This is a genomic window from Pseudomonas sp. WS 5411 (assembly GCF_012985595.1).
In the GTDB taxonomy this organism is placed as follows: domain Bacteria; phylum Pseudomonadota; class Gammaproteobacteria; order Pseudomonadales; family Pseudomonadaceae; genus Aquipseudomonas; species Aquipseudomonas shahriarae.
The window spans coordinates 68,557-87,256 of the sequence record NZ_JAARMC010000013.1; the positions used below are offsets into that span (position 1 = coordinate 68,557).

Here is an 18,700-nt window from a genome sequence, read left to right on the forward strand (position 1 = left end):
CCAGCGGCACCGTTTCGGGTGCCGTTGGCGCAGGTTTACGCTAGAATGCACGGCCTCAAAGCACACCCCCTTCCCGAGGCTGTCCCGAAGATGTTGATCCTGCGCGGCGCTCCTGCCCTTTCTGCCTTTCGCCACAGCAAACTCCTTGAGCAACTGAGCCAGAAGGTTCCAGCTGTCACTGGCTTGTATGCTGAATTTGCTCACTTCGCCGACGTTAACGGCGTTTTGACCGCCGACGAACAGCAAGTGCTGGCACGCCTTCTGAAGTACGGCCCCAGCGTTCCCGTTCAAGAGCCGACTGGCCGCTTGTTCCTGGTTCTGCCACGGTTCGGCACCATCTCGCCCTGGTCGAGCAAGGCCAGCGATATCGCCCGCAACTGTGGCCTGGAAAAAATCCAGCGCCTGGAACGCGGGATCGCCTTCTACGTGGCTGGCCAGTTCAGCGATGCCGAAGCCGAGCTGATTGCCAGCAGCCTGCACGACCGCATGACCCAGATCATCGTCAGCCAGCTGGAACAGGCTGCCGGCCTGTTCAGCCATGCCGAGCCCAAGCCGCTGACCGCGATTGACGTGCTCGGCGGTGGCCGCGCCGCCCTCGAGAAGGCCAACACCGAGCTGGGCCTGGCCCTGGCCGAAGACGAGATTGACTACCTGGTCAACGCCTTCAACGGTTTGCAGCGCAACCCCCACGACATCGAACTGATGATGTTCGCCCAGGCCAACTCCGAGCACTGCCGCCACAAGATTTTCAACGCCAGTTGGGATATCGACGGCCAGAACCAGGAAAAAAGCCTGTTCGGCATGATCAAGAACACCTACGTGATGCACAGCGAAGGCGTTCTGTCGGCTTATAAAGACAACGCCTCGGTGATCGTCGGCTCTGTCGCCGGCCGTTTCTTCCCGGACCCGGAAACCCGCCAGTACGGCGCGGTGCAGGAGCCGGTGCACATCCTGATGAAGGTTGAAACCCACAACCACCCGACCGCGATTGCCCCGTTCCCGGGCGCAGCCACCGGCTCGGGCGGCGAGATCCGCGACGAGGGCGCCACCGGCCGTGGCGCCAAGCCCAAGGCGGGCCTGACCGGTTTCACCGTGTCCAACCTGCAGATCCCAGGCTTCGAACAGCCGTGGGAAGTGCCATACGGCAAGCCTGAGCGCATTGTTACCGCACTCGACATCATGATCGAAGGCCCGCTGGGCGGCGCCGCGTTCAACAACGAATTCGGACGTCCGGCCCTGACCGGTTATTTCCGTACCTTCGAGCAGTCCATCACCACCCCCCGTGGCGATGAAGTGCGCGGTTACCACAAGCCGATCATGTTGGCCGGCGGTATGGGCAACATCCGTGAAGACCACGTGCAGAAGGGCGAGATCCTCGTCGGCTCGAAGCTGATCGTGCTCGGTGGCCCGGCCATGTTGATCGGCCTGGGCGGCGGCGCGGCTTCCTCCATGGCCACCGGCACCAGCTCGGCGGACCTGGACTTCGCTTCTGTTCAGCGCGAAAACCCTGAGATGGAACGCCGTTGCCAGGAAGTCATCGACCGTTGCTGGCAGTTGGGTGACAAGAACCCCATCAGCTTTATCCACGACGTCGGCGCCGGCGGTTTGTCCAACGCCTTCCCGGAACTGGTCAATGACGGCGACCGTGGTGGCCGTTTCGAACTGCGCAATATTCCAAACGACGAGCCGGGCATGGCCCCGCACGAAATCTGGAGCAACGAATCCCAGGAACGTTACGTACTGGCGGTCGGCCCTGAAGACTTCGCGCGCTTCCAGGCCATCTGCGAACGCGAGCGTTGCCCGTTTGCCGTGGTCGGCGAAGCGACGGCCGAGCCGCAACTGACCGTGACCGACAGCCACTTCGGCAACAGCCCGGTGGACATGCCCCTCGAAGTGCTGCTGGGCAAGGCCCCGCGCATGCACCGTTCGGCGGTACGTGAAGCCGAACTGGGCGATGATTTCGACCCAAGCAGCCTGGACCTGACCGACAGCATCGAGCGCGTGCTGCACCACCCGGCCGTGGCGAGCAAAAGCTTCCTGATCACCATCGGCGACCGCACCATCACCGGTCTGGTTGCCCGTGACCAGATGGTCGGCCCTTGGCAGGTGCCGGTGGCTGACGTTGCCGTGACCGCCACCAGCTTTGATGTGTACACCGGTGAAGCCATGGCCATGGGCGAGCGTACCCCGCTGGCCCTGCTGGACGCCCCGGCGTCGGGCCGCATGGCCATTGGTGAAACCATCACCAACATCGCCGCATCGCGTATTGGCAAGCTGTCCGATATCAAGCTGTCGGCCAACTGGATGTCCGCTGCCGGCCACCCCGGTGAAGATGCGCGCCTGTACGACACCGTCAAGGCAGTCGGCATGGAGCTGTGCCCGGAACTGGGGATCACCATTCCGGTGGGCAAGGACTCCATGTCCATGGCCACCCGTTGGAACGATGAAGACACCGACAAGAGCGTTACCTCGCCGCTGTCGCTGATCGTCACCGGCTTTGCGCCAGTCACCGATGTCCGCCAGACCCTGACCCCGCAACTGCGCATGGACAAGGGCACCACCGACCTGATCCTGATCGACCTCGGTCGTGGCCAGAACCGCATGGGCGCCTCGATCCTCGCCCAGACCCACGGCAAGCTCGGCAAGCAGGCGCCGGACGTCGATGACGCCGAAGACCTCAAAGCCTTCTTCGCCGTGATCCAGGGCCTGAATGCCGATGGCCACCTGCTGGCTTACCACGACCGTTCCGACGGTGGTTTGCTGACCAGCGTCGTGGAAATGGCTTTCGCCGGTCACTGCGGCCTGAGCCTGAACCTCGACGGCCTGGCGGAAACGTCCGCTGACATCGCTGCCATCCTGTTCAACGAAGAGTTGGGCGCGGTCATCCAGGTGCGCCAGGACGCCACCCCGGACGTGCTTGCACAGTTCAGCGCCGCTGGCCTGGGCGACTGCGTGGCCGTGGTCGGCCAGCCGATCAACAACGGTGTGATCAACATCGTGTTCAACGGCGACACCGTGTTTGAAGGTCAGCGCCGCCTGCTGCAACGCCAGTGGGCCGAGACCAGCTATCAGATCCAGCGCCTGCGCGATAACGTCGCCTGTGCCGAGCAGGAATTCGACGTGATCCTGGAAGAAGACAACCCGGGCCTGAGCACCAAGCTCAGCTTCGACGTCAACCAGGACATTGCCGCGCCGTACATCAAGAAAGGCATCCGCCCACAGGTTGCCGTGCTGCGTGAGCAGGGCGTCAACGGCCAGGTGGAAATGGCGGCCGCGTTCGACCGTGCCGGCTTCAATGCGATTGACGTGCACATGAGCGATATCCTCGCCGGTCGCGTTGATCTTAACGAGTTCAAGGGCCTGGTGGCCTGCGGCGGTTTCTCCTACGGCGACGTGCTGGGTGCCGGCGAAGGCTGGGCCAAGTCGGCCCTGTTCAACAGCCGTGCCCGCGATGCGTTCCAGGGTTTCTTCGAGCGTAACGACAGCTTCACCCTGGGTGTGTGCAACGGTTGCCAGATGATGTCCAACCTCCACGAACTGATCCCGGGCAGCGAGTTCTGGCCGCACTTTGTGCGTAACCGTTCCGAGCAGTTCGAGGCCCGTGTGGCCATGGTGCAGGTGCAGGAATCGAACTCGATCTTCCTGCAAGGCATGGCCGGTTCGCGCATGCCAATCGCCATCGCCCACGGTGAAGGCCATGCCGAGTTCGCCAGCGAAGAAGCGCTGCTCGAAGCCGACCTGTCCGGCACCGTGGCCCTGCGCTTTGTCGACAACCACGGCAAGGTCACCGAAAACTACCCGGCCAACCCGAACGGCTCGCCGCGCGGAATCACCGGGCTGACCAGCCGCGACGGTCGTGTGACCATCATGATGCCGCACCCGGAGCGTGTGTTCCGCGCGGTGCAGAACTCGTGGCGCCCGGAAGAGTGGAACGAAGACGGTGCGTGGATGCGCATGTTCCGTAACGCTCGTGTGTGGGTGAACTAAGGCCGTGTACAAGCTCAGCTTCTTTGTGCCCGACAGCCATGTGGAGGCGGTGAAAAGCGCCGTCTTCGCGGCCGGTGGCGGGCGCATCGGCAACTACGACAGCTGTGCCTGGCAAGTGCTGGGCGAGGGCCAATTCCGCCCGATGGACGGCAGCCAGCCGTTTATCGGGCAGGTGGGCCAGGTTGAAGTGGTTGAAGAATGGAAGGTTGAGCTGGTGGTGGCCGATGAGTTGATCAAGGCAGTTGTCGCTGCGTTGAAGCTCAGCCACCCCTATGAAACACCGGCTTATGAGGTGTGGCAGCTGGCGGATTTCTGATCGGCCGGCTGTAGACAGAAAACCCGCTGGGCCGACTTGGCCAGCGGGTTTTTTTGTGGGCGATCATGCCGCCATGGGCAAGCCTCAATCACTCACGGTGCGGGCACCAGCCCCACTTCAGCCTTCAAGGCGCTGATCAACAGGTTTTCGTAGCCGAACCGCTTGCCCTGCATCGGCTCCCAGCGCTCGACATAAAACAGGCCGTTGTGGTCGACCTTGATCGGTGTCGAAACGATTTCCCCGCTGCGGGAACGATGCAGCAGATTGCTCTGCGCCGGCGACGGGCGTTCGATCAGGAACAGGCCGGGACGGTTCAGGCGTGTCCTGTCCGCGGGGACAAAGGGGGAGGGGGCCTTGATGCCTTCTACGCCGGCGTCCAGGATGAAATCGCTGCGCAGGGCTCGGGTGTAAGGCGTCATGCCTTCGGCAAACGTCTCCCAGGTGCCGGGGCGAATGTTCTGCGCCAGTGCCGGGGCCGTGTCCCGGATTTGCAGGCTGACGGCGCCTTGCAGCTCCGCCAGGCCGGGCACCCCCAGGTTGATGTTGGTGTGGGCGCTGCCGATGAAGGCCAGCCATTTATGCGGCCCGTGGGCCGCCTGGTCGGCCTTGATCACCTGCGATGCGAAGTAGCTGAACATCTGGTTGCGCGACTGCACCGTGTCCCGCAGCCCCTTGACGTGGTAACTGGCCGTGCAGTCCAGGGCCCGGATGCGCAGGCCATGCCTGGCCGCCACCTGGATGACTTCGGTGTAGGTATCGTTGCCGTTGTAGCCTGGCATATGGCCGCGATCCAGCCGTGTGAGGTAGCGCTTGAGTGTGTCCGGCAGCCGCTGCGTGCTGAGGAACATGTCCAGGTCCGCCTGATGCATATCGGTCAGCAGGTGTTCGACGTACAGCGTCTTGAACTCCAGTTCCTTGAGTTTTTTCATGTGGTCGCGCAGCCAGCGCTTGCTGGATTGCTCCTGGTGCCCTTCACCAAGGATCAGCCCCGGGAACTCGCTTTGACGCAGTTTTTCCAGAAATGCCTCTGGGGTCGTGTGGGCGGCCAGTTCGGCCGGGTCTGGTCTTGCCGGCGGTACCTGGCTGGCCAGGTAGGCCTGGGCATCGCTACTCAGGCGATCCCTGGCGCTCTGGAAGGCCTGGAATGCTTCGCGCTCGTGCGGATTCAGCGCAAAGTAGCGGCTGTCCAACCCGCGGTGGGCGACGATCTGTTGCGCAAGGTTGTCCCTGAGCGGTAGGGGAATGTCGTAGTCGCTGTAATGCGCCACGACCGCGGCAGTCGCCGCACTGGACAACGCTGCGGGTTCGGGTGCCTTGTACGCGGTCTGCAGGGCCAGGCGGTAATCGCCCTTGGCCAAGGGATCGCCCGCAATGGCACCGGCGGTGTCGAGCCAGATCCCCACGGGTTGGCCCGGGGCCACGTCGTCCACCCGCAGGGCAACGGCACCTTGCAAGTCGGCCAGGCCGGGGGTGTCATCGAAAGTGCGCAGGCGCGATGAATCCACCAGGGCCACCCAGCGCTCACCGGGTGTGTCGATGGCGTCGGTCTCGAGGGCTTTGTGGGAGTAGAAGTTCCTGATCCCGTTGTCCCGGGGCGTGGTGGTCGGGGTGTCGGCCATTTGCAGGACGTCATCCAGTAGATAGGAGGTGGATGCGTCCAGGGCCCTGATCTTCATGCCCTTTTCCTGGGCCTTGCGCACCAGGGCCACGTAGGAGTATTCGGCATTCTCGGCAAAACCCAAGGCGGTATCGATGGTTTTCAGGTGCCGTTGGATATGTTGCCAGGATTTCCCGCTGTTCAGCTTCTCCAGTTTCGCCCGGAATATATCGGCCGGCAGGTGCTCGATGTACAGGTGTTTGAAGCCTTGGTTGAGCAAGCTGTTCATCTGCGTGATCAGCAGTTGTTTAGCGGCAATGGAGCCGGGTATCGCGCCGATGACCAGGGGCTTGTTCCCGGCAAAGGCATTGCTGGCGATCCATTGCGAGAAGGACGTGTCGGCGCCGATGGCCGGCACATCGGTGCGGGCTGGTAGTGGGGCGAGATGTTTGAAAAAGTGGCGGGCGTCGGCTGTCAGTTGCTCGGCCTGTTGCAAGTAGGCGGCGCGCACCGCTTTCAAGTCTCGGGCAGCATTCTCCAGTGCGACGTCCCGGGAGCCGAACTCCCATTCGGTTCGCTGCACTATCCCGGCCCGTACATCCGGGTTCAGGGCCAGCTCCAGTTTGCCCGCGTACTTCGCCGGGATTTCATAGTTCTTCAATGGCTCGGGTGGGTCGGGCAGCTTTTCATATTTCGGCGCGCCGCCAGTCACCCCGGTACGCCGCCAGACGCCTTGCGCATCGGGGGCGGCGAGGCGGGTAGTGGAAACCAGTCTGCCGGTCGCCGGGTCCAGGCGGTACAGCAAATAACGGCCGATCGGGTCGGGGGTCTTTTTTGCCCACAGGCCTTCGCCACCGAACAGCACGGCTTGCATGTCCTCAAGCGCCAGTGGCTTGGGCTCTAGTGGCTGGATCAGCTTCAAGACCTCGTTCAGCGCCGCCGCAGCGTCGGTGGCCGGGCGCACGGCCGGTTTTACCAGTTGTTTGAGCGACACCAGGGCCGGGCGCAGATCGGTAAAAGCCGCCCCGGCGCTGTTGAGCACGTAACCGATCAAGTGTTCCACGGCCGCCCCCGTATCGCCCTGCTGATAGGCGTGCAGGGCCAGCATGCCGTCCTTGAATGCCAACAGCATGCCCAGGCTCAGGCTGAGGGTGGGGAACGGCGCGGTAGCGATACCGCTGACCCACTCCACGCAGGTCCACAGAATACTGCTGATCATCTGGCTGCGATTCGCCGTGGTGCCTTCAACGTCGTCAATCTTGCGCTGCTGCTTCATGTCGTACAGCGCCTGGCGCAGATCCAGTAATGGGGTTTGCCCGTGGGTCGAGTCGTAGCGCGACGGACTCACGGAGGTTTTGTTCAAGTCCTCGGGTAATTGCGCCTTGGCCTCTTCCAGGAAGCTGCGTACGCGCGCCTGGGATTGAGCACCGACCCGCAGGGTGAAATAGCCGACCATGCCGGGAGTCTTTTTCAGCAGATAGTTGAACTGTCGCGCCTCACGAAAGCTGATGCCGTCGGGTGCGTTTGGGGTGTAAAGCAACGTCGGGAAACCGGCGTGGCTGAAGAGGAAGTTATCGATCACCCATTCGCCGTCTACCAGCAAGCGGTGGAGGGCGTAGGTGCCACGGACCTCGGTGCGGGTATCGCCCATGCTGGCAATGCCGCGTTCCAGCCAGTCGCCATCGACCCCGGCGATATGCCCTTGCAGGCGGCATTCCAGGGCGGCGTTCTGCATCTGCCGTTGGGTAATGCTCAGGGTGGCATTGCGCCGTAAGGCATAGTCGGCACTGCCGGCGTTGAGCAGCCGGCGTTTGACTTCGTTGATGTAGTGTTGGCCAACCCAGGTGCCGGTGATCGAGCGGGCGACCTTTTCAGCGGTCAGCGGGCTCAGGTCAACACCGGGCGGGCCTTTGAAGCGAGCGGCGCGCGAAAATTTCGCGTCAAGAAAGCCTACGCCGTCGGCGTAGCCATCGCGGTACAGCTGGGTGTAGGTCAGGGGGGCAGGGGTCCATGAGGCGAGCAGCGCCGGGGGCGAGAAGGCCCAGACCGTATCGGGGTCGATGTCGTTCTGACGGCGTCCGAGCAGTTCGTTCAGGCGTTTTCTGGCCCGTTCGTGCACGTAGGTGGAGAAGCTGGGAACGTGTGCATCGGACAACGGGAAGTCGTTGTAGGCCTGCAGTGCACCTTCGCTGTCTTGCGCCAGTTTCAGCAGTTTCTGGCGGTTGTCGACGCTGGTGGAGCGATACCAGTTCGGGGTGCCGAATTCATAGTCATCGACCCGGGTTGCCAGGACATGGGCCGACATGGCCTGGAGGCAGTCGGCATGCTTGCCGATATTGCCAAAGCGGATCTGTGTGTATTCCCGGGCGTGAAACTTGAAGCTCAGGCCCGTCAATACCTGTTTCATTGCATCGCGAAAACGCAGGGCAACCCGCTTGATCAGGTAGTCGGTGAGGCCGCCGCTGTCCTGGCTCCAGCCGAGGATATGGTTCTGGCACGCGATCTCACTGTCGAATGCCTGAAACTGCTGCTCGCGCGGTGCCTCGGGGGTGCATAACAGCACACGGATCACGCTGCCGTTGGCATCGGTCTGGCGCAGCACCCACATATCCTGCAACTGGGCTTCGTGCAGCGACAGGGTGGCGGCGCTCAGGCGCGGGTCGGTGCCTTGGCGCAGGCTCTGCACCAACTGGAAGTCCTCTTCAGTGAGGTGCCCCTGAAGCGAGGCGGTGTAGGCCAGCGCGTTGATCCGCTGGTCGAGCATCTGTTCGATTGCCCGGCTGACGGCGGGTTTGCCGTGCATCTGCTGCTGGGCGTCGGCAAAGTCGATACGTGGCTGCAGGGTGCTCAGCGTCTGCGCCAGCCAGGCGGGTGTCAGGTCCCGATAGGCCTTGGGTAGCGCGCCATCCCGGTAGGTGAGTGTGGTTTTGTTGAGGAAGTCCGAGCCCGCCAGTGCATCGCCGGTTTGCAGGCCGCGCAGGGCCAGGTCGATCAGGTTGCGGTCATGTTCGTACTCGCCGATGGGGTCCACGTAGCGCCGGGTGTTGATCACCAGGTGCTCGGGCAGCAGGTCGTGGATGTCCAGCTCATCGCTCAGGCGTTCGAGCAGTTGGTAGCGGGCCAGTGCCTCGGGGCTGGTGACCGGGCTCAGCAGGTCGAGCAGGTGCTGGCGTGCCTCGTTGTAGCTCGCCAAGTGGGTGGCGAGTGTGGCCCGACGGTCTGCACTGGCGCTGCGGTACCAGTCCGGTGCGCTCTGGCGCAGGTAGCGCTCCAGCAAGCGGCGGGCGCGCCATGCCAGGCGTGGGCTGATGTCCGGCACAGAGGCGCTAATGGCTTGGTCCAGGTCACTGATCAGTTGAGCGGCTGACGGCTGCGGATTGTCGACCAGGCTCAGCGCCCGCTCGATGTCCTGGGTGCGCTTGGCGATCAGGGCGGCGTCGGTGTGTTCAAACAGCGGGGTCTTGTCGATCAGCGTCAATTCCAGTGGCCAGATCGCGGCCGGTGTTATATCGCGATAACGCACGGGCAGCAGTTGCATGAAGTCGCGCCGTTGCTCGGCATCGTCCATGCCTTGGCGCAAGTGCGTATTCAAGTGCGCCAGGGAGCCCAGGCACTCGATCCCGCGGGTGGGGGTAAACAGCATCACTTCACCCAGGGGCAGGGCAGAGCTCAGATCGCTGGGCACCGGGCTGGATTTCTCGGTCACCACGAAGGCCCCCGCCAGCTCGACGCTCTGTTCCTGATAACGCAAGGTCAGCGCATACAGTCCCGGGCGCAGCGTTATGCCCTGCGCTATACGCCCAAGCAAGGCCTGCTGTTGCGGGTGCAACAGGCGGTCCTCGGCACTGAGGGTTGTTGCATGGGCCAGGGCGACGTACCCGGCTTCAAAGGTCATAAAGGATTTGCGTGGCTTGCCATCTATCTGCTCATAGCGGTCGAGGTGCTGCAGATGGGCGTTGAGCGTGGTCTTGAGCGTTGCCACGCGGCTGGCCAGGTTGCTCTGGGTAAGCCCTCGGTAGAGCGGCCGGCTCTTGTTCAGATACAGCTGCCGATAGGACATCAGCATGCCGTTGAGTTTTTCCAGATAGGCCAGTGCAGCAGAGGGTTTGTGTTCGGGCACTAGCGGCACATCGACTTGAAGCAGGTGATGACCGATCTGATTGAGGTGGCCTTTGATGCCTTCAAAGGTTGGGGATGTGGTGCTCACAGGCACGCTCTCCATGCTGAGGATAAGAACCCTCAGCATGGGCAGCCGTGCCCTGGGCAGGGCGGTAGATAAGTAGCGGGCTCAGGCCCCGGTACGCACCGGGTCGCGGCTGGCAAGGGCCTTGAGGGCAGTGCTCAAGCCTTGGGCCGACTCGCCCACCAGCAGGTGCCAGATACCGCCGTCGAGCCGGCTGATGCCCTGGCAACCAAGGGTCTTGAGCTGGGATTCCGACAGCGCCCGATCATCGGCCAGGCGCAGGCGCAGGCGGGTCATGGCGACGCAATCGAGCTGCAGCACATTGTCGCCGCCGCCCAGTGCGTTCAGCCATTGTTCGGCCTGGGGCGGGGCAACGACGGCCACCGCGGGCTGAGGGCTGGGGGATGAGGGTGAGAGCTGGCCGGCTGTCGGCATGGCCAAGCGAATCTCATCGGCAATGCTGTCGGCCATCGGCCCCACCACCACCTGCAAGCTGCCGCCATTGCCAGGGCGCACCACGGCCATCGCCCCCAGGGCCTTGAGCTCGGCGTCCACGGCCTTGTTGCGGTCGACCATGTCCAGACGCAGACGGGTGGTGCAGGCGCCGACGCTGAGCAGGTTGTCGGCACCGCCCAGGGCGCGGATATAGGCACTGGCCCGCTGGTTATCACTCATCGCTTCGGCCTGTGCCACCTGGATATCTTCACGGCCAGGGGTCTTCAGGTTGAAGCGACGGATGCAGTAGTTGAACACGCTGTAGTAGATCACCGCGTAGGCCAGGCCCACCGGGATCACCAGCCAGCCATTGGTGGACTTGCCCCAGCCCAAAACCATGTCGATGAACCCACCGGAGAAGGTAAAGCCCAGGTGAATATCCAGCAGGTTGGTGACCGCCATCGACAGGCCGGTGAGCAGCGCATGCAGCAGGTACAGGAACGGCGCGAGGAACATAAAGGCGAATTCGATCGGCTCGGTGACCCCGGTGAGGAATGAGGTCAGGGCCATCGACAGGAAGATCCCGCCCATGATCTTGCGCCGCTCCGGCAGGGCGTTGCGGTACATCGCCAGGCACGCGGCGGGCAGGCCGAAGAGCATCACCGGGAACATGCCGGTCATGAACTGGCCGCCTTTGGGGTCGCCGGCAAAGTAGCGGGTCAGGTCGCCGGTGACCACTGCGCCGGTGGCCGGATCAGTGAAGCTGCCAAACACAAACCAGGCCATGTTGTTGAGGATATGGTGCAGCCCGGTGACGATCAGCAAGCGGTTGAACACGCCGAACACAAAGGCGCCGAGGCTGCCGCTTTCCATCAGCAGCACGCCAAAACTGTTGATGCCGTGCTGCACCGGCGGCCAGATCAGGCCGAAGATCACCCCCAGGCCCACCGCCGAAAACCCGGTGACAATCGGCACAAAGCGTCGCCCGCCAAAGAACGCCAGGTACTCCGGCAGCTTGATGTCCTTGAAGCGGTTGTACAGGGCCCCGGCCATCAGCCCGCTGACGATCCCGGCGAGCATGCCCATGTTGATGGTGCTGTCCATGACCTTGAGGGTGGAGACCATCACCAGGTAGCCAATGGCCCCGGCCAGTCCGGCGGTGCCGTTGTTGTCGCGGGCAAAGCCCACGGCGATGCCGATGGCGAAGATCAGCGCCAGGTTGGCAAAGATCGCTTGCCCGGCGTCGTGCATCACCGCGATGTTCAACAGGTCGGTGTCACCCAGGCGCAGCAGCAGGCCGGCAATCGGCAGGATGGCGATGGGTAGCATCAGCGCACGGCCCAGGCGTTGCAGGCCTTCGATAAACAATTGGTACATGGCGAGTCTCCTTTTTCTTGTTGTTGTCAGCTCAACGGCCAGTGGTGTTGGCAGGCTTGGCGCACGGCGCCGGCGCTGCTCAGGTTGAGCAGGGCCTGGCTCAGTTGCCGGCATTGCGCGGCGTCGAGGTGACGCACGCGGTCTTTGATGGCGGCAATCTGCGGCGGGCTGACGGACAGCTCGCTGACGCCCAGACCGACCAGCACCGGCGTAGCCAGCGGGTCGGAAGCGAGGGCTCCGCACACGCCGACCCAGCGCCCGTGTTTGGCGGCGCCGCTGCAGGTCTGGGCGATCAGGCGCAGCAGCGCCGGGTGCAGGGCGTCGACCCGTGCGGCCAGGCCGGCATGGTCGCGGTCCATGGCCAGGGTGTACTGGGACAGGTCATTGGTGCCGATCGACAAAAAGTCCGCGTGCTCGGCCAGTTGCTCAGCCATCAGCGCGGCGGCCGGGACTTCGATCATCACCCCCAGTTCCGGGCGCTGGGTCAGTTGCAGTTCGGCGCACAGTTCATCGAGGCGCTGGCGAATGTGCAGCAACTCGTCGACTTCACTGACCATCGGCAACAGGATCCGGCAACGTTGCAATGGGCTGACCTGCAGCAGGGCACGCAGTTGCTGGTCGAGCAGTTCCGGGCGTACCTGGGCCATGCGAATACCGCGCAGGCCCAGTACCGGATTGGCTTCGGCGGGCAAGGGCAGGTAGTCGAGTTGCTTGTCGCCGCCGACATCAATGGTGCGGATGATCACCGATTTGTCGCCCATGGCGTCCATTACCGCTTGATAGGCCTGGCGCTGTTCCTGTTCATCGGGCGCGGTGCGGCGGTCGACAAACAGAAACTCGGTGCGCAACAGACCCACGCCATCGGCGCCGTTGTCATAGGCGATCTGCGCCTCGCTGCTGGAGGCGACATTGGCGGCCACTTCAATGCCCACGCCATCCAGGGTGCTGGCGGCAGCATGGGCCTGGGCCTGTTGCAGCTGGCGCCGCTGTTTCTGCGCATCGCGGATCTGGTGGACCTGGGCGTGGCGGGCATCGTCCGGGTTGAGTTCCAGGCGCCCATTGGCGGCGTCCAGCACCACCCGTTGGCCTTGGGTTATCGCCAATACTTCACTGCCCAGCGCCACCACGCAGGGCAAGTCTTTGCCCCTGGCCAGGATCGCCACATGGGACGTGGCGCCGCCTTCGGCCATGCAGATACCGGCCGCGTTTTGCGCGCTCAGTTGCAGCAGGTCCGAAGGCGTCAGCTCGTGGGCGACAACAATCGCGCCGGCGGGCAATTCGAACTGCCAGGCCTCACCCAAAAGCGCGCGCAGTACCCGTTGCTGCAAGTCCCGCAGGTCGTTGGCACGTTCGGCAAACAACGGCTTGCCCAAGCCCAGCAACACCGCGCATTGGGCCTGGATCGCATCGCGCCAGGCATGGGTGGCGGCGCTGCCGTGCTCGATGGCAGCGGTGGCGGCCTCCAGCAGGGTCGGGTCTTCCAGCAGCGCCAGGTGGGCGGCGAAGATCTCTTCTTCCTCGACGGCCTGGCGCTGGCGGGCGTGCTCCAGGGTATTGCGGATTTCGCCGCGCACCTGTTCCAGGGCGCTGTCCAGGTGCTGCAACTGCTCATGGCGCGCATGGTTACGTGGGTCTTCTGCCAACTCGATGCTGTTGAGCCGGAACAACGGCCCGCAGACCAGGCCCGGCGCGGCGCACACCCCTTGCAATACGCCTGCTTCACGATTGACTGGACGCGCAGCGGCTATCACCGGGGCCTGTACGGCTTCGGCAGTGGTGAGCGAAAGGGCGGCGACCAGTGCCTGCAACGCCGCGTCGCAATCCTGGCCACGGCACGTGACCTGCACTTCATCCTGTTCACCAATGCCCAGCCCCATCAAGCCGATCAGGCTGGCGCACGACGCCGATTTACCGGCGAAATGCAGCTGCGACAGGCTGCTGAAACCCTGGGCGGTCTTGCGGATCAGCGCGGCGGGCCGCGCATGCAGGCCGCCGCGATGGGTGATGCGTACGCTGGCACTGGCGTGCGCCTCGGCAGTGTCGGCCATCACGGGCTGCACGACGCCAGCCTGACGCGCAACGATGCGCAGCAGGGCTTCGCCGACCTTGACGGCGTTCACGGCCACGGGGCGCAGTTCGAACTGCTCGCCGTTAGTGAGGATGATCAGGCTGACCAGGCTTTTGCACTGGCGCGCAATGCGATCCAGGTCAAAGCGCACCAGGGGCTGCCCATTGCTGACCCGTGCGCCTTGCTGGACCAGCAAGGCAAAGCCTTCGCCTTGCAGTTCGACGGTGTCGATGCCCACATGCAGCAGCACCTCGGCGCCATTGTCGGCGCGGATAGTCAGGGCATGGCCGGTACGGGCAACGTGGATCACGACCCCGGCGCACGGCGCATGCAGGCAATCGTTGAGGGGGTCGATGGCAATCCCGTCGCCCATGGCGCCACTGGCGAACACGTCGTCAGGCACGTTGCCCAGGGTCAGCACTGGCCCGCTGAGGGGGGCGCTGAGGGTGAGGTCATTATTATTGTCGGGCATGGGCACGGTACTCATCAGGAAACGACAGAAATCAACTCAGTGGGTGCGAGTGACTTTGCTCAGGTGGCGGGGCTGGTCCGGGTCCATGCCCCGGGCCTGCGCCAGGCCGGCGGCCATCACGTAGAAGCTCTGGATTGCCAGGATCGGGTCCAGGGCCGGGTGTTCGGCGCGGCTGAGGGTCAGGTCGCGTTCGGCGATATCGTCGGGCGCGGCCAGCAGCACCCGAGCCCCGCGCTGGCGCATTTCCGTGGCCAGGCTCAGCAGGCCCGGCTGTTCGGCGCCGCGCGGGGCGAACACCAGCAACGGGTAGTTATCGTCGATCAAGGCCATCGGCCCGTGGCGCACTTCGGCGCTGCTGAAGGCTTCGGCCTGGATCGCCGAGGTTTCCTTGAGCTTGAGCGCGGCTTCCTGAGCGATGGCAAACCCGGCGCCACGGCCGATGACCATCAGGCGCTGGCAGTCGCGCAGGGCGTCGATGGCCAGGCTCCAATCCTGGGTCGCCGCTTCGCGCAGGCCGGCAGGCAGGGCGTGGCAGGCTTCGAGCAGGCCGTCTTCCTGGTTCCAGTGCCCGACCAACTGGGCGCTGGCGCTCAAGGTGGCGATAAAACTCTTGGTCGCGGCCACGCTACGCTCGGGGCCGGCGCACAGCGGCACATGGAATTCGCAGGCGGCTTCCAGGGGCGAGTCTTCGGCGTTGACCATCGACACACTCAAGGCCCCGCGCTTGCGCAGCAGGCGCAGGCTGTTGACCAGGTCCGGGCTCTGCCCCGACTGAGAGAAGCCGAAGGCCGCCTGTCCGCTGACTTTCAGCGGCGCCTGCGCCAGGGTCACCACCGACATTGGTAGCGACGCCACGGGAACGCCCACATGCTGCATGGTCAGGTAGGCGAAGTAGCTGGCGGCGTGGTCCGAACTGCCACGGGCGACGGTCATCGCCACTTGCGGCGGCTGGCGGCGCAGGCGGCCGGCGACCTCGGCCAGCAGCGGGTCGAGGCATTGCAGTTGGGCCGCGACGGCCTCACAGGAGGACAGGGCCTCTTCAAGCATTTTTGAAGTCAATGGTTTCTCCTTCGACCATTACGTCGGTGAGGTGCAGGGAGCGGTCCAGGCGCACGCAGTCGGCAAAGCTGCCGGGTTGCAGGCGGCCGCGTTGTTCCAGGCCCAGGTAATCCGCAGGAAATTGCGACAGGCGCTGTGAGGCTTCGCTGATGGGCAGGCCGATCTTCACCAGGTTGCGCAGCGCCTGATCCATGGTCAGGGTGCTGCCGGCCAGGGTGCCGTCGGCCAGGCGTACGCCGCCCAGGCATTTGGTCACGGTGTGGCTGCCCAGCTTGTATTCGCCGTCGGGCATGCCGGCGGCGGCGGTGGAGTCGGTGACGCAGTACAGGCAGGGGATCGAACGCAGGGCCACGCGCATGGCCCCGGGGTGTACGTGCAACAGGTCCGGGATCAGTTCGGCGTATTGCGCGTGGGCCAGTGCGGCACCGACGATGCCCGGCTCGCGGTGATGCAGCGGGCTCATGGCGTTGTACAGGTGGGTGAAGCTGGTGGCGCCGGCGGCCAGCGCTGCGACGCCTTCTTCATAGCTGCCCAGGGTATGGCCGATCTGCATGCGCACGCCGCGTTGGCTGAGGGTGCGGATCAGGCCGTCATGCCCGGCGATTTCCGGGGCAATGGTGATGACCCGGATCGGTGCCAGGCGCAGGTACTCCTCGACCTCGGCCATCAATGCCGTGTGGGCAAAGTTGGGCTGTGCGCCGAGCTTTCCTGGGTTGATGTAGGGGCCTTCGAGATGCACCCCCAGCACCCGGGCGCTGCCGCTTGGACGGTTTTCGCAGAACTGGCCGAGTTCGCCGAGCACGCGGGAGATTTCCTCGATCGGCGCAGTCATGGTGGTGGCCAGCAGCGAAGTGGTGCCGAAGCGCACATGGGTGCGGGTGATGGTCTCGAAGGCACTGCGGCCTTCCATGATGTCCTTGCCGCCGCCGCCGTGTACATGCAGGTCGATAAAACCCGGCAGCAGGTAGGGCAGGTCGTTGTCGGCCGGGTCGCAAGGCACACCTTCGACGGCGCTGACCCGGCCTTCGTGGTGCACCAGGCGGCCGCGCATCCAGCCGTGGGGCGTGAGGATATTGTCTTCGGACATGGCAGTTCTCTAAGGCCGCAGTTCGGCGGAAAAGTCGTACCTACGCAGCTCAGCGACAAAGTCGTAGTAGTCGTTGCGGCAGTAGGTGTCGGTGATTTCGATCGGCGTGTTGTCGGCGGTGTAGCCGACCCGGGTCATCAGCAGCATGGCGGTGCCGGGGGCGATGCCCACCAGGGCGGCGAACTCATCCGAGGCGTTGATGGCCTGGATATGTTGCAGGGCCCGCACCACCGGTTTGCCGATGCCTTCCAGGTATTCGTAGAGCGAGCTGCCGATGGCCTGGGGGGTGGGCACGATCGAGGCGGGCAGGGCGCTCATTTCAATGGCCATCACGGTGTCATCTGCCTTGCGCAGGCGCTTGAGCCGCGCCACTTTGTCGGTGGGCGACAGGCACAGGCGGATCAGCTCTTCGTGGGTCGGCGGGGTGATCTCGCGCACCAGCCACTGGGAGCTGGGGGCAAACCCCTTGAGCCGCAGCATTTCGCTGAACCCCGAGAGGCGTGACAGCGGCTGTTCCAGGCGTGGCGTAATAAACGTGCCAGAGCCCTGGCTGCGGCGGATCAGGCCTTGGGCAAACAACACTTCCAGCGCTTTACGGGCGGTGACCCGGGAAATACCCAACTGCTCGCTGAGCACACGCTCCGAGGGCAAGGCCTGCTCGGATTTCCACTGGCCAGCATGGATCGCCGCTTCGAGGTTGCGGGCCAGTTGCAGGTACAACGGCGTGGATTGTCGGTCGTCAGGACGCAGGGTCTGGATGGGATTCATCTGTAGGGTTTCCGATGCGTTATTGGAGTGTTGTCGCCCGGTAATGGCCGGAAATTAATACCACTTAAATACCATGTCAATGCCGCCAAAAGCGTGCGGAACCGGCTTGCAGGGCACTTTTTCAGGGGGTGGTATCAAGTGGTATTAGAGAGGTCTTTGTCGCGCGCAGAAACGCACAGCCCCCGCCGATGAAATGGTATTCACCGGCAGGGGCTGTGGCAGAGGCAGGTTTTTTTTGAATTATTTTACCAACGGTCGAAGTTACGGACGGATCTCGATCATCGTGCCGTCCTTGACCAGGTTCCACACTTCGCGCATGTCGACATTGCGCATGCCGATGCAGCCGTCGGTCCAGTCCAGGGTGTGGAACCACTGTTCCGGATACTCCTCACTGTCTGGCGTGCCGTGGATCATGATCATGCTGCCGGGCTTGACCCCTTCGCGGCGGGCGCGGGCGGCATCGCTGATATTGGGGTAGGAGATATGCATGGACAGGTTGAAACGGTCGCTGGTCTTGCGCCAGTCGATCCAGTAGAAGCCTTCCGGGGTGCGGCGGTCGCCTTCGATCAGCTTGTGGCCCTTGGGGTTCTTGCCCAGGGAGATGCGGTAGGTCTTCAGCGGTTTGCCGTCGTGGATCAGTTGCAACTGATGGGCGGACTTGAGCACCAGGATCTTATCGACGGTTTTACCGCCCAGGGTTTGCAGGGTGGTGGCTGACGACAGGGTGACGAACGACAGGCAGAGCAGAGCAAGCAACCAACGCATTGCAGCGGTATCCCTTTGACGGTGACCTTCGATTGTTATTGTGCAGGGTGAGTCAAGGGTGGCACCGATTCGCTGCGCACGGGAAACACCTGTTGCCGACGGTCGGCGAAAAAGCATTCTAGGGTACGCCGTACCGTGCGGAAAGCCAGGTCGGACCAAGGGATGTCCGCTTCATCGAACAGTTTGACTTCCAGGCTCTCGGGGCCGGCGGCAAAGTCCAGGTCGATCAGTTCGGCGCGGTAGAAGATATGCACCTGGCTGATGTGCGGTACGTCGATCAGCGTGTAGATCGTCAGGTTGCGCACCCTGGCGCAGGCTTCTTCGAGGGTTTCGCGCATTGCTCCCTGTTCCACGGTCTCGCCGTTTTCCATAAAACCTGCCGGCAGGGTCCAGAAACCCAGGCGCGGCTCGATGGCGCGCCGGCACAGCAGCACCTGGTTGCCCCAGACGGGCAGGGTGCCGGCGACGATATTGGGATTCTGATAGTGAATGGTCTGACAGTGGTCACACACATAACGCAGGCGCGCGTCGCCTTCGGGAATGCGCTGGATGACCGGTTTACCGCACTGGCTGCAGAAGTTCATGC

At 63.7% G+C, this 18,700-nt stretch carries 10 protein-coding genes; 2 read left to right on the forward strand and 8 right to left on the reverse strand.

Annotated features, from left to right (window positions below; translation table 11 throughout):
* The first annotated feature begins 90 nt into the window (after positions 1 to 90).
* Positions 91 to 3,987 carry a phosphoribosylformylglycinamidine synthase gene (gene purL, locus HBR93_RS18180; protein WP_169960785.1) on the forward strand — a complete coding sequence of 1,299 codons (3,897 nt, stop codon included), beginning with the start codon at positions 91 to 93 and terminating at the stop codon, positions 3,985 to 3,987.
* Positions 3,988 to 3,991: 4 nt separating this feature from the next.
* Positions 3,992 to 4,303 (forward strand): NGG1p interacting factor NIF3, encoded by a 312-nt coding sequence (locus HBR93_RS18185; RefSeq protein ID WP_169960786.1) that lies wholly within the window; start codon positions 3,992 to 3,994, stop codon positions 4,301 to 4,303.
* Between the two features lie 92 nt (positions 4,304 to 4,395).
* Here HBR93_RS18185 and HBR93_RS18190 read toward each other — a convergent pair whose 3' ends face one another.
* The 8 genes from HBR93_RS18190 to HBR93_RS18225 form a co-directional block, all read right to left on the reverse strand.
* Positions 4,396 to 10,107: a membrane-targeted effector domain-containing toxin gene (locus HBR93_RS18190; protein WP_169960787.1), complete on the reverse strand. Its 5,712-nt coding sequence runs from the start codon at positions 10,105 to 10,107 to the stop codon at positions 4,396 to 4,398.
* Between the two features lie 81 nt (positions 10,108 to 10,188).
* Positions 10,189 to 11,895, reverse strand: coding sequence for an N-acetylglucosamine-specific PTS transporter subunit IIBC (nagE, locus tag HBR93_RS18195; protein WP_115127491.1), 1,707 nt, complete (start codon positions 11,893 to 11,895; stop codon positions 10,189 to 10,191).
* Positions 11,896 to 11,921: 26 nt separating this feature from the next.
* Positions 11,922 to 14,435 carry a phosphoenolpyruvate--protein phosphotransferase gene (ptsP, locus tag HBR93_RS18200; RefSeq protein WP_169960788.1) on the reverse strand — a complete coding sequence of 838 codons (2,514 nt, stop codon included), beginning with the start codon at positions 14,433 to 14,435 and terminating at the stop codon, positions 11,922 to 11,924.
* A 36-nt stretch (positions 14,436 to 14,471) separates the two neighbouring features.
* Positions 14,472 to 15,494, reverse strand: coding sequence for an SIS domain-containing protein (locus tag HBR93_RS18205; protein ID WP_115127493.1), 1,023 nt, complete (start codon positions 15,492 to 15,494; stop codon positions 14,472 to 14,474).
* Positions 15,475 to 16,581: an N-acetylglucosamine-6-phosphate deacetylase gene (nagA, locus tag HBR93_RS18210; protein ID WP_169960789.1), complete on the reverse strand. Its 1,107-nt coding sequence runs from the start codon at positions 16,579 to 16,581 to the stop codon at positions 15,475 to 15,477. Before nagA ends, HBR93_RS18205 begins: the two co-directional genes overlap by 20 nt.
* A 9-nt stretch (positions 16,582 to 16,590) precedes the next feature.
* Positions 16,591 to 17,349 carry a GntR family transcriptional regulator gene (locus HBR93_RS18215; protein ID WP_057959542.1) on the reverse strand — a complete coding sequence of 253 codons (759 nt, stop codon included), beginning with the start codon at positions 17,347 to 17,349 and terminating at the stop codon, positions 16,591 to 16,593.
* Between the two features lie 261 nt (positions 17,350 to 17,610).
* Entirely contained in the window at positions 17,611 to 18,114 is a 504-nt protein-coding gene (locus tag HBR93_RS18220; protein ID WP_057437979.1) for a L,D-transpeptidase family protein, read from the reverse strand.
* A 35-nt stretch (positions 18,115 to 18,149) separates the two neighbouring features.
* Positions 18,150 to 18,698: an NUDIX hydrolase gene (locus tag HBR93_RS18225; RefSeq protein WP_057437981.1), complete on the reverse strand. Its 549-nt coding sequence runs from the start codon at positions 18,696 to 18,698 to the stop codon at positions 18,150 to 18,152.
* Between the last annotated feature and the right edge of the window lie 2 nt (positions 18,699 to 18,700).

Excerpts from the sequence above, each read along its gene's own strand:
- purL (WP_169960785.1), top strand. The coding sequence starts at position 91 with ATGTTGATCCTGCGCGGCGCTCCTGCCCTTTCTGCCTTTCGCCACAGC.
- nagE (WP_115127491.1), bottom strand. The coding sequence starts at position 11,895 with ATGTACCAATTGTTTATCGAAGGCCTGCAACGCCTGGGCCGTGCGCTG.
- ptsP (WP_169960788.1), bottom strand. The coding sequence starts at position 14,435 with ATGCCCGACAATAATAATGACCTCACCCTCAGCGCCCCCCTCAGCGGG.
- nagA (WP_169960789.1), bottom strand. The coding sequence starts at position 16,581 with ATGTCCGAAGACAATATCCTCACGCCCCACGGCTGGATGCGCGGCCGC.
- HBR93_RS18215 (WP_057959542.1), bottom strand. The coding sequence starts at position 17,349 with ATGAATCCCATCCAGACCCTGCGTCCTGACGACCGACAATCCACGCCG.
- HBR93_RS18220 (WP_057437979.1), bottom strand. The coding sequence starts at position 18,114 with ATGCGTTGGTTGCTTGCTCTGCTCTGCCTGTCGTTCGTCACCCTGTCG.
- HBR93_RS18225 (WP_057437981.1), bottom strand. The coding sequence starts at position 18,698 with ATGAACTTCTGCAGCCAGTGCGGTAAACCGGTCATCCAGCGCATTCCC.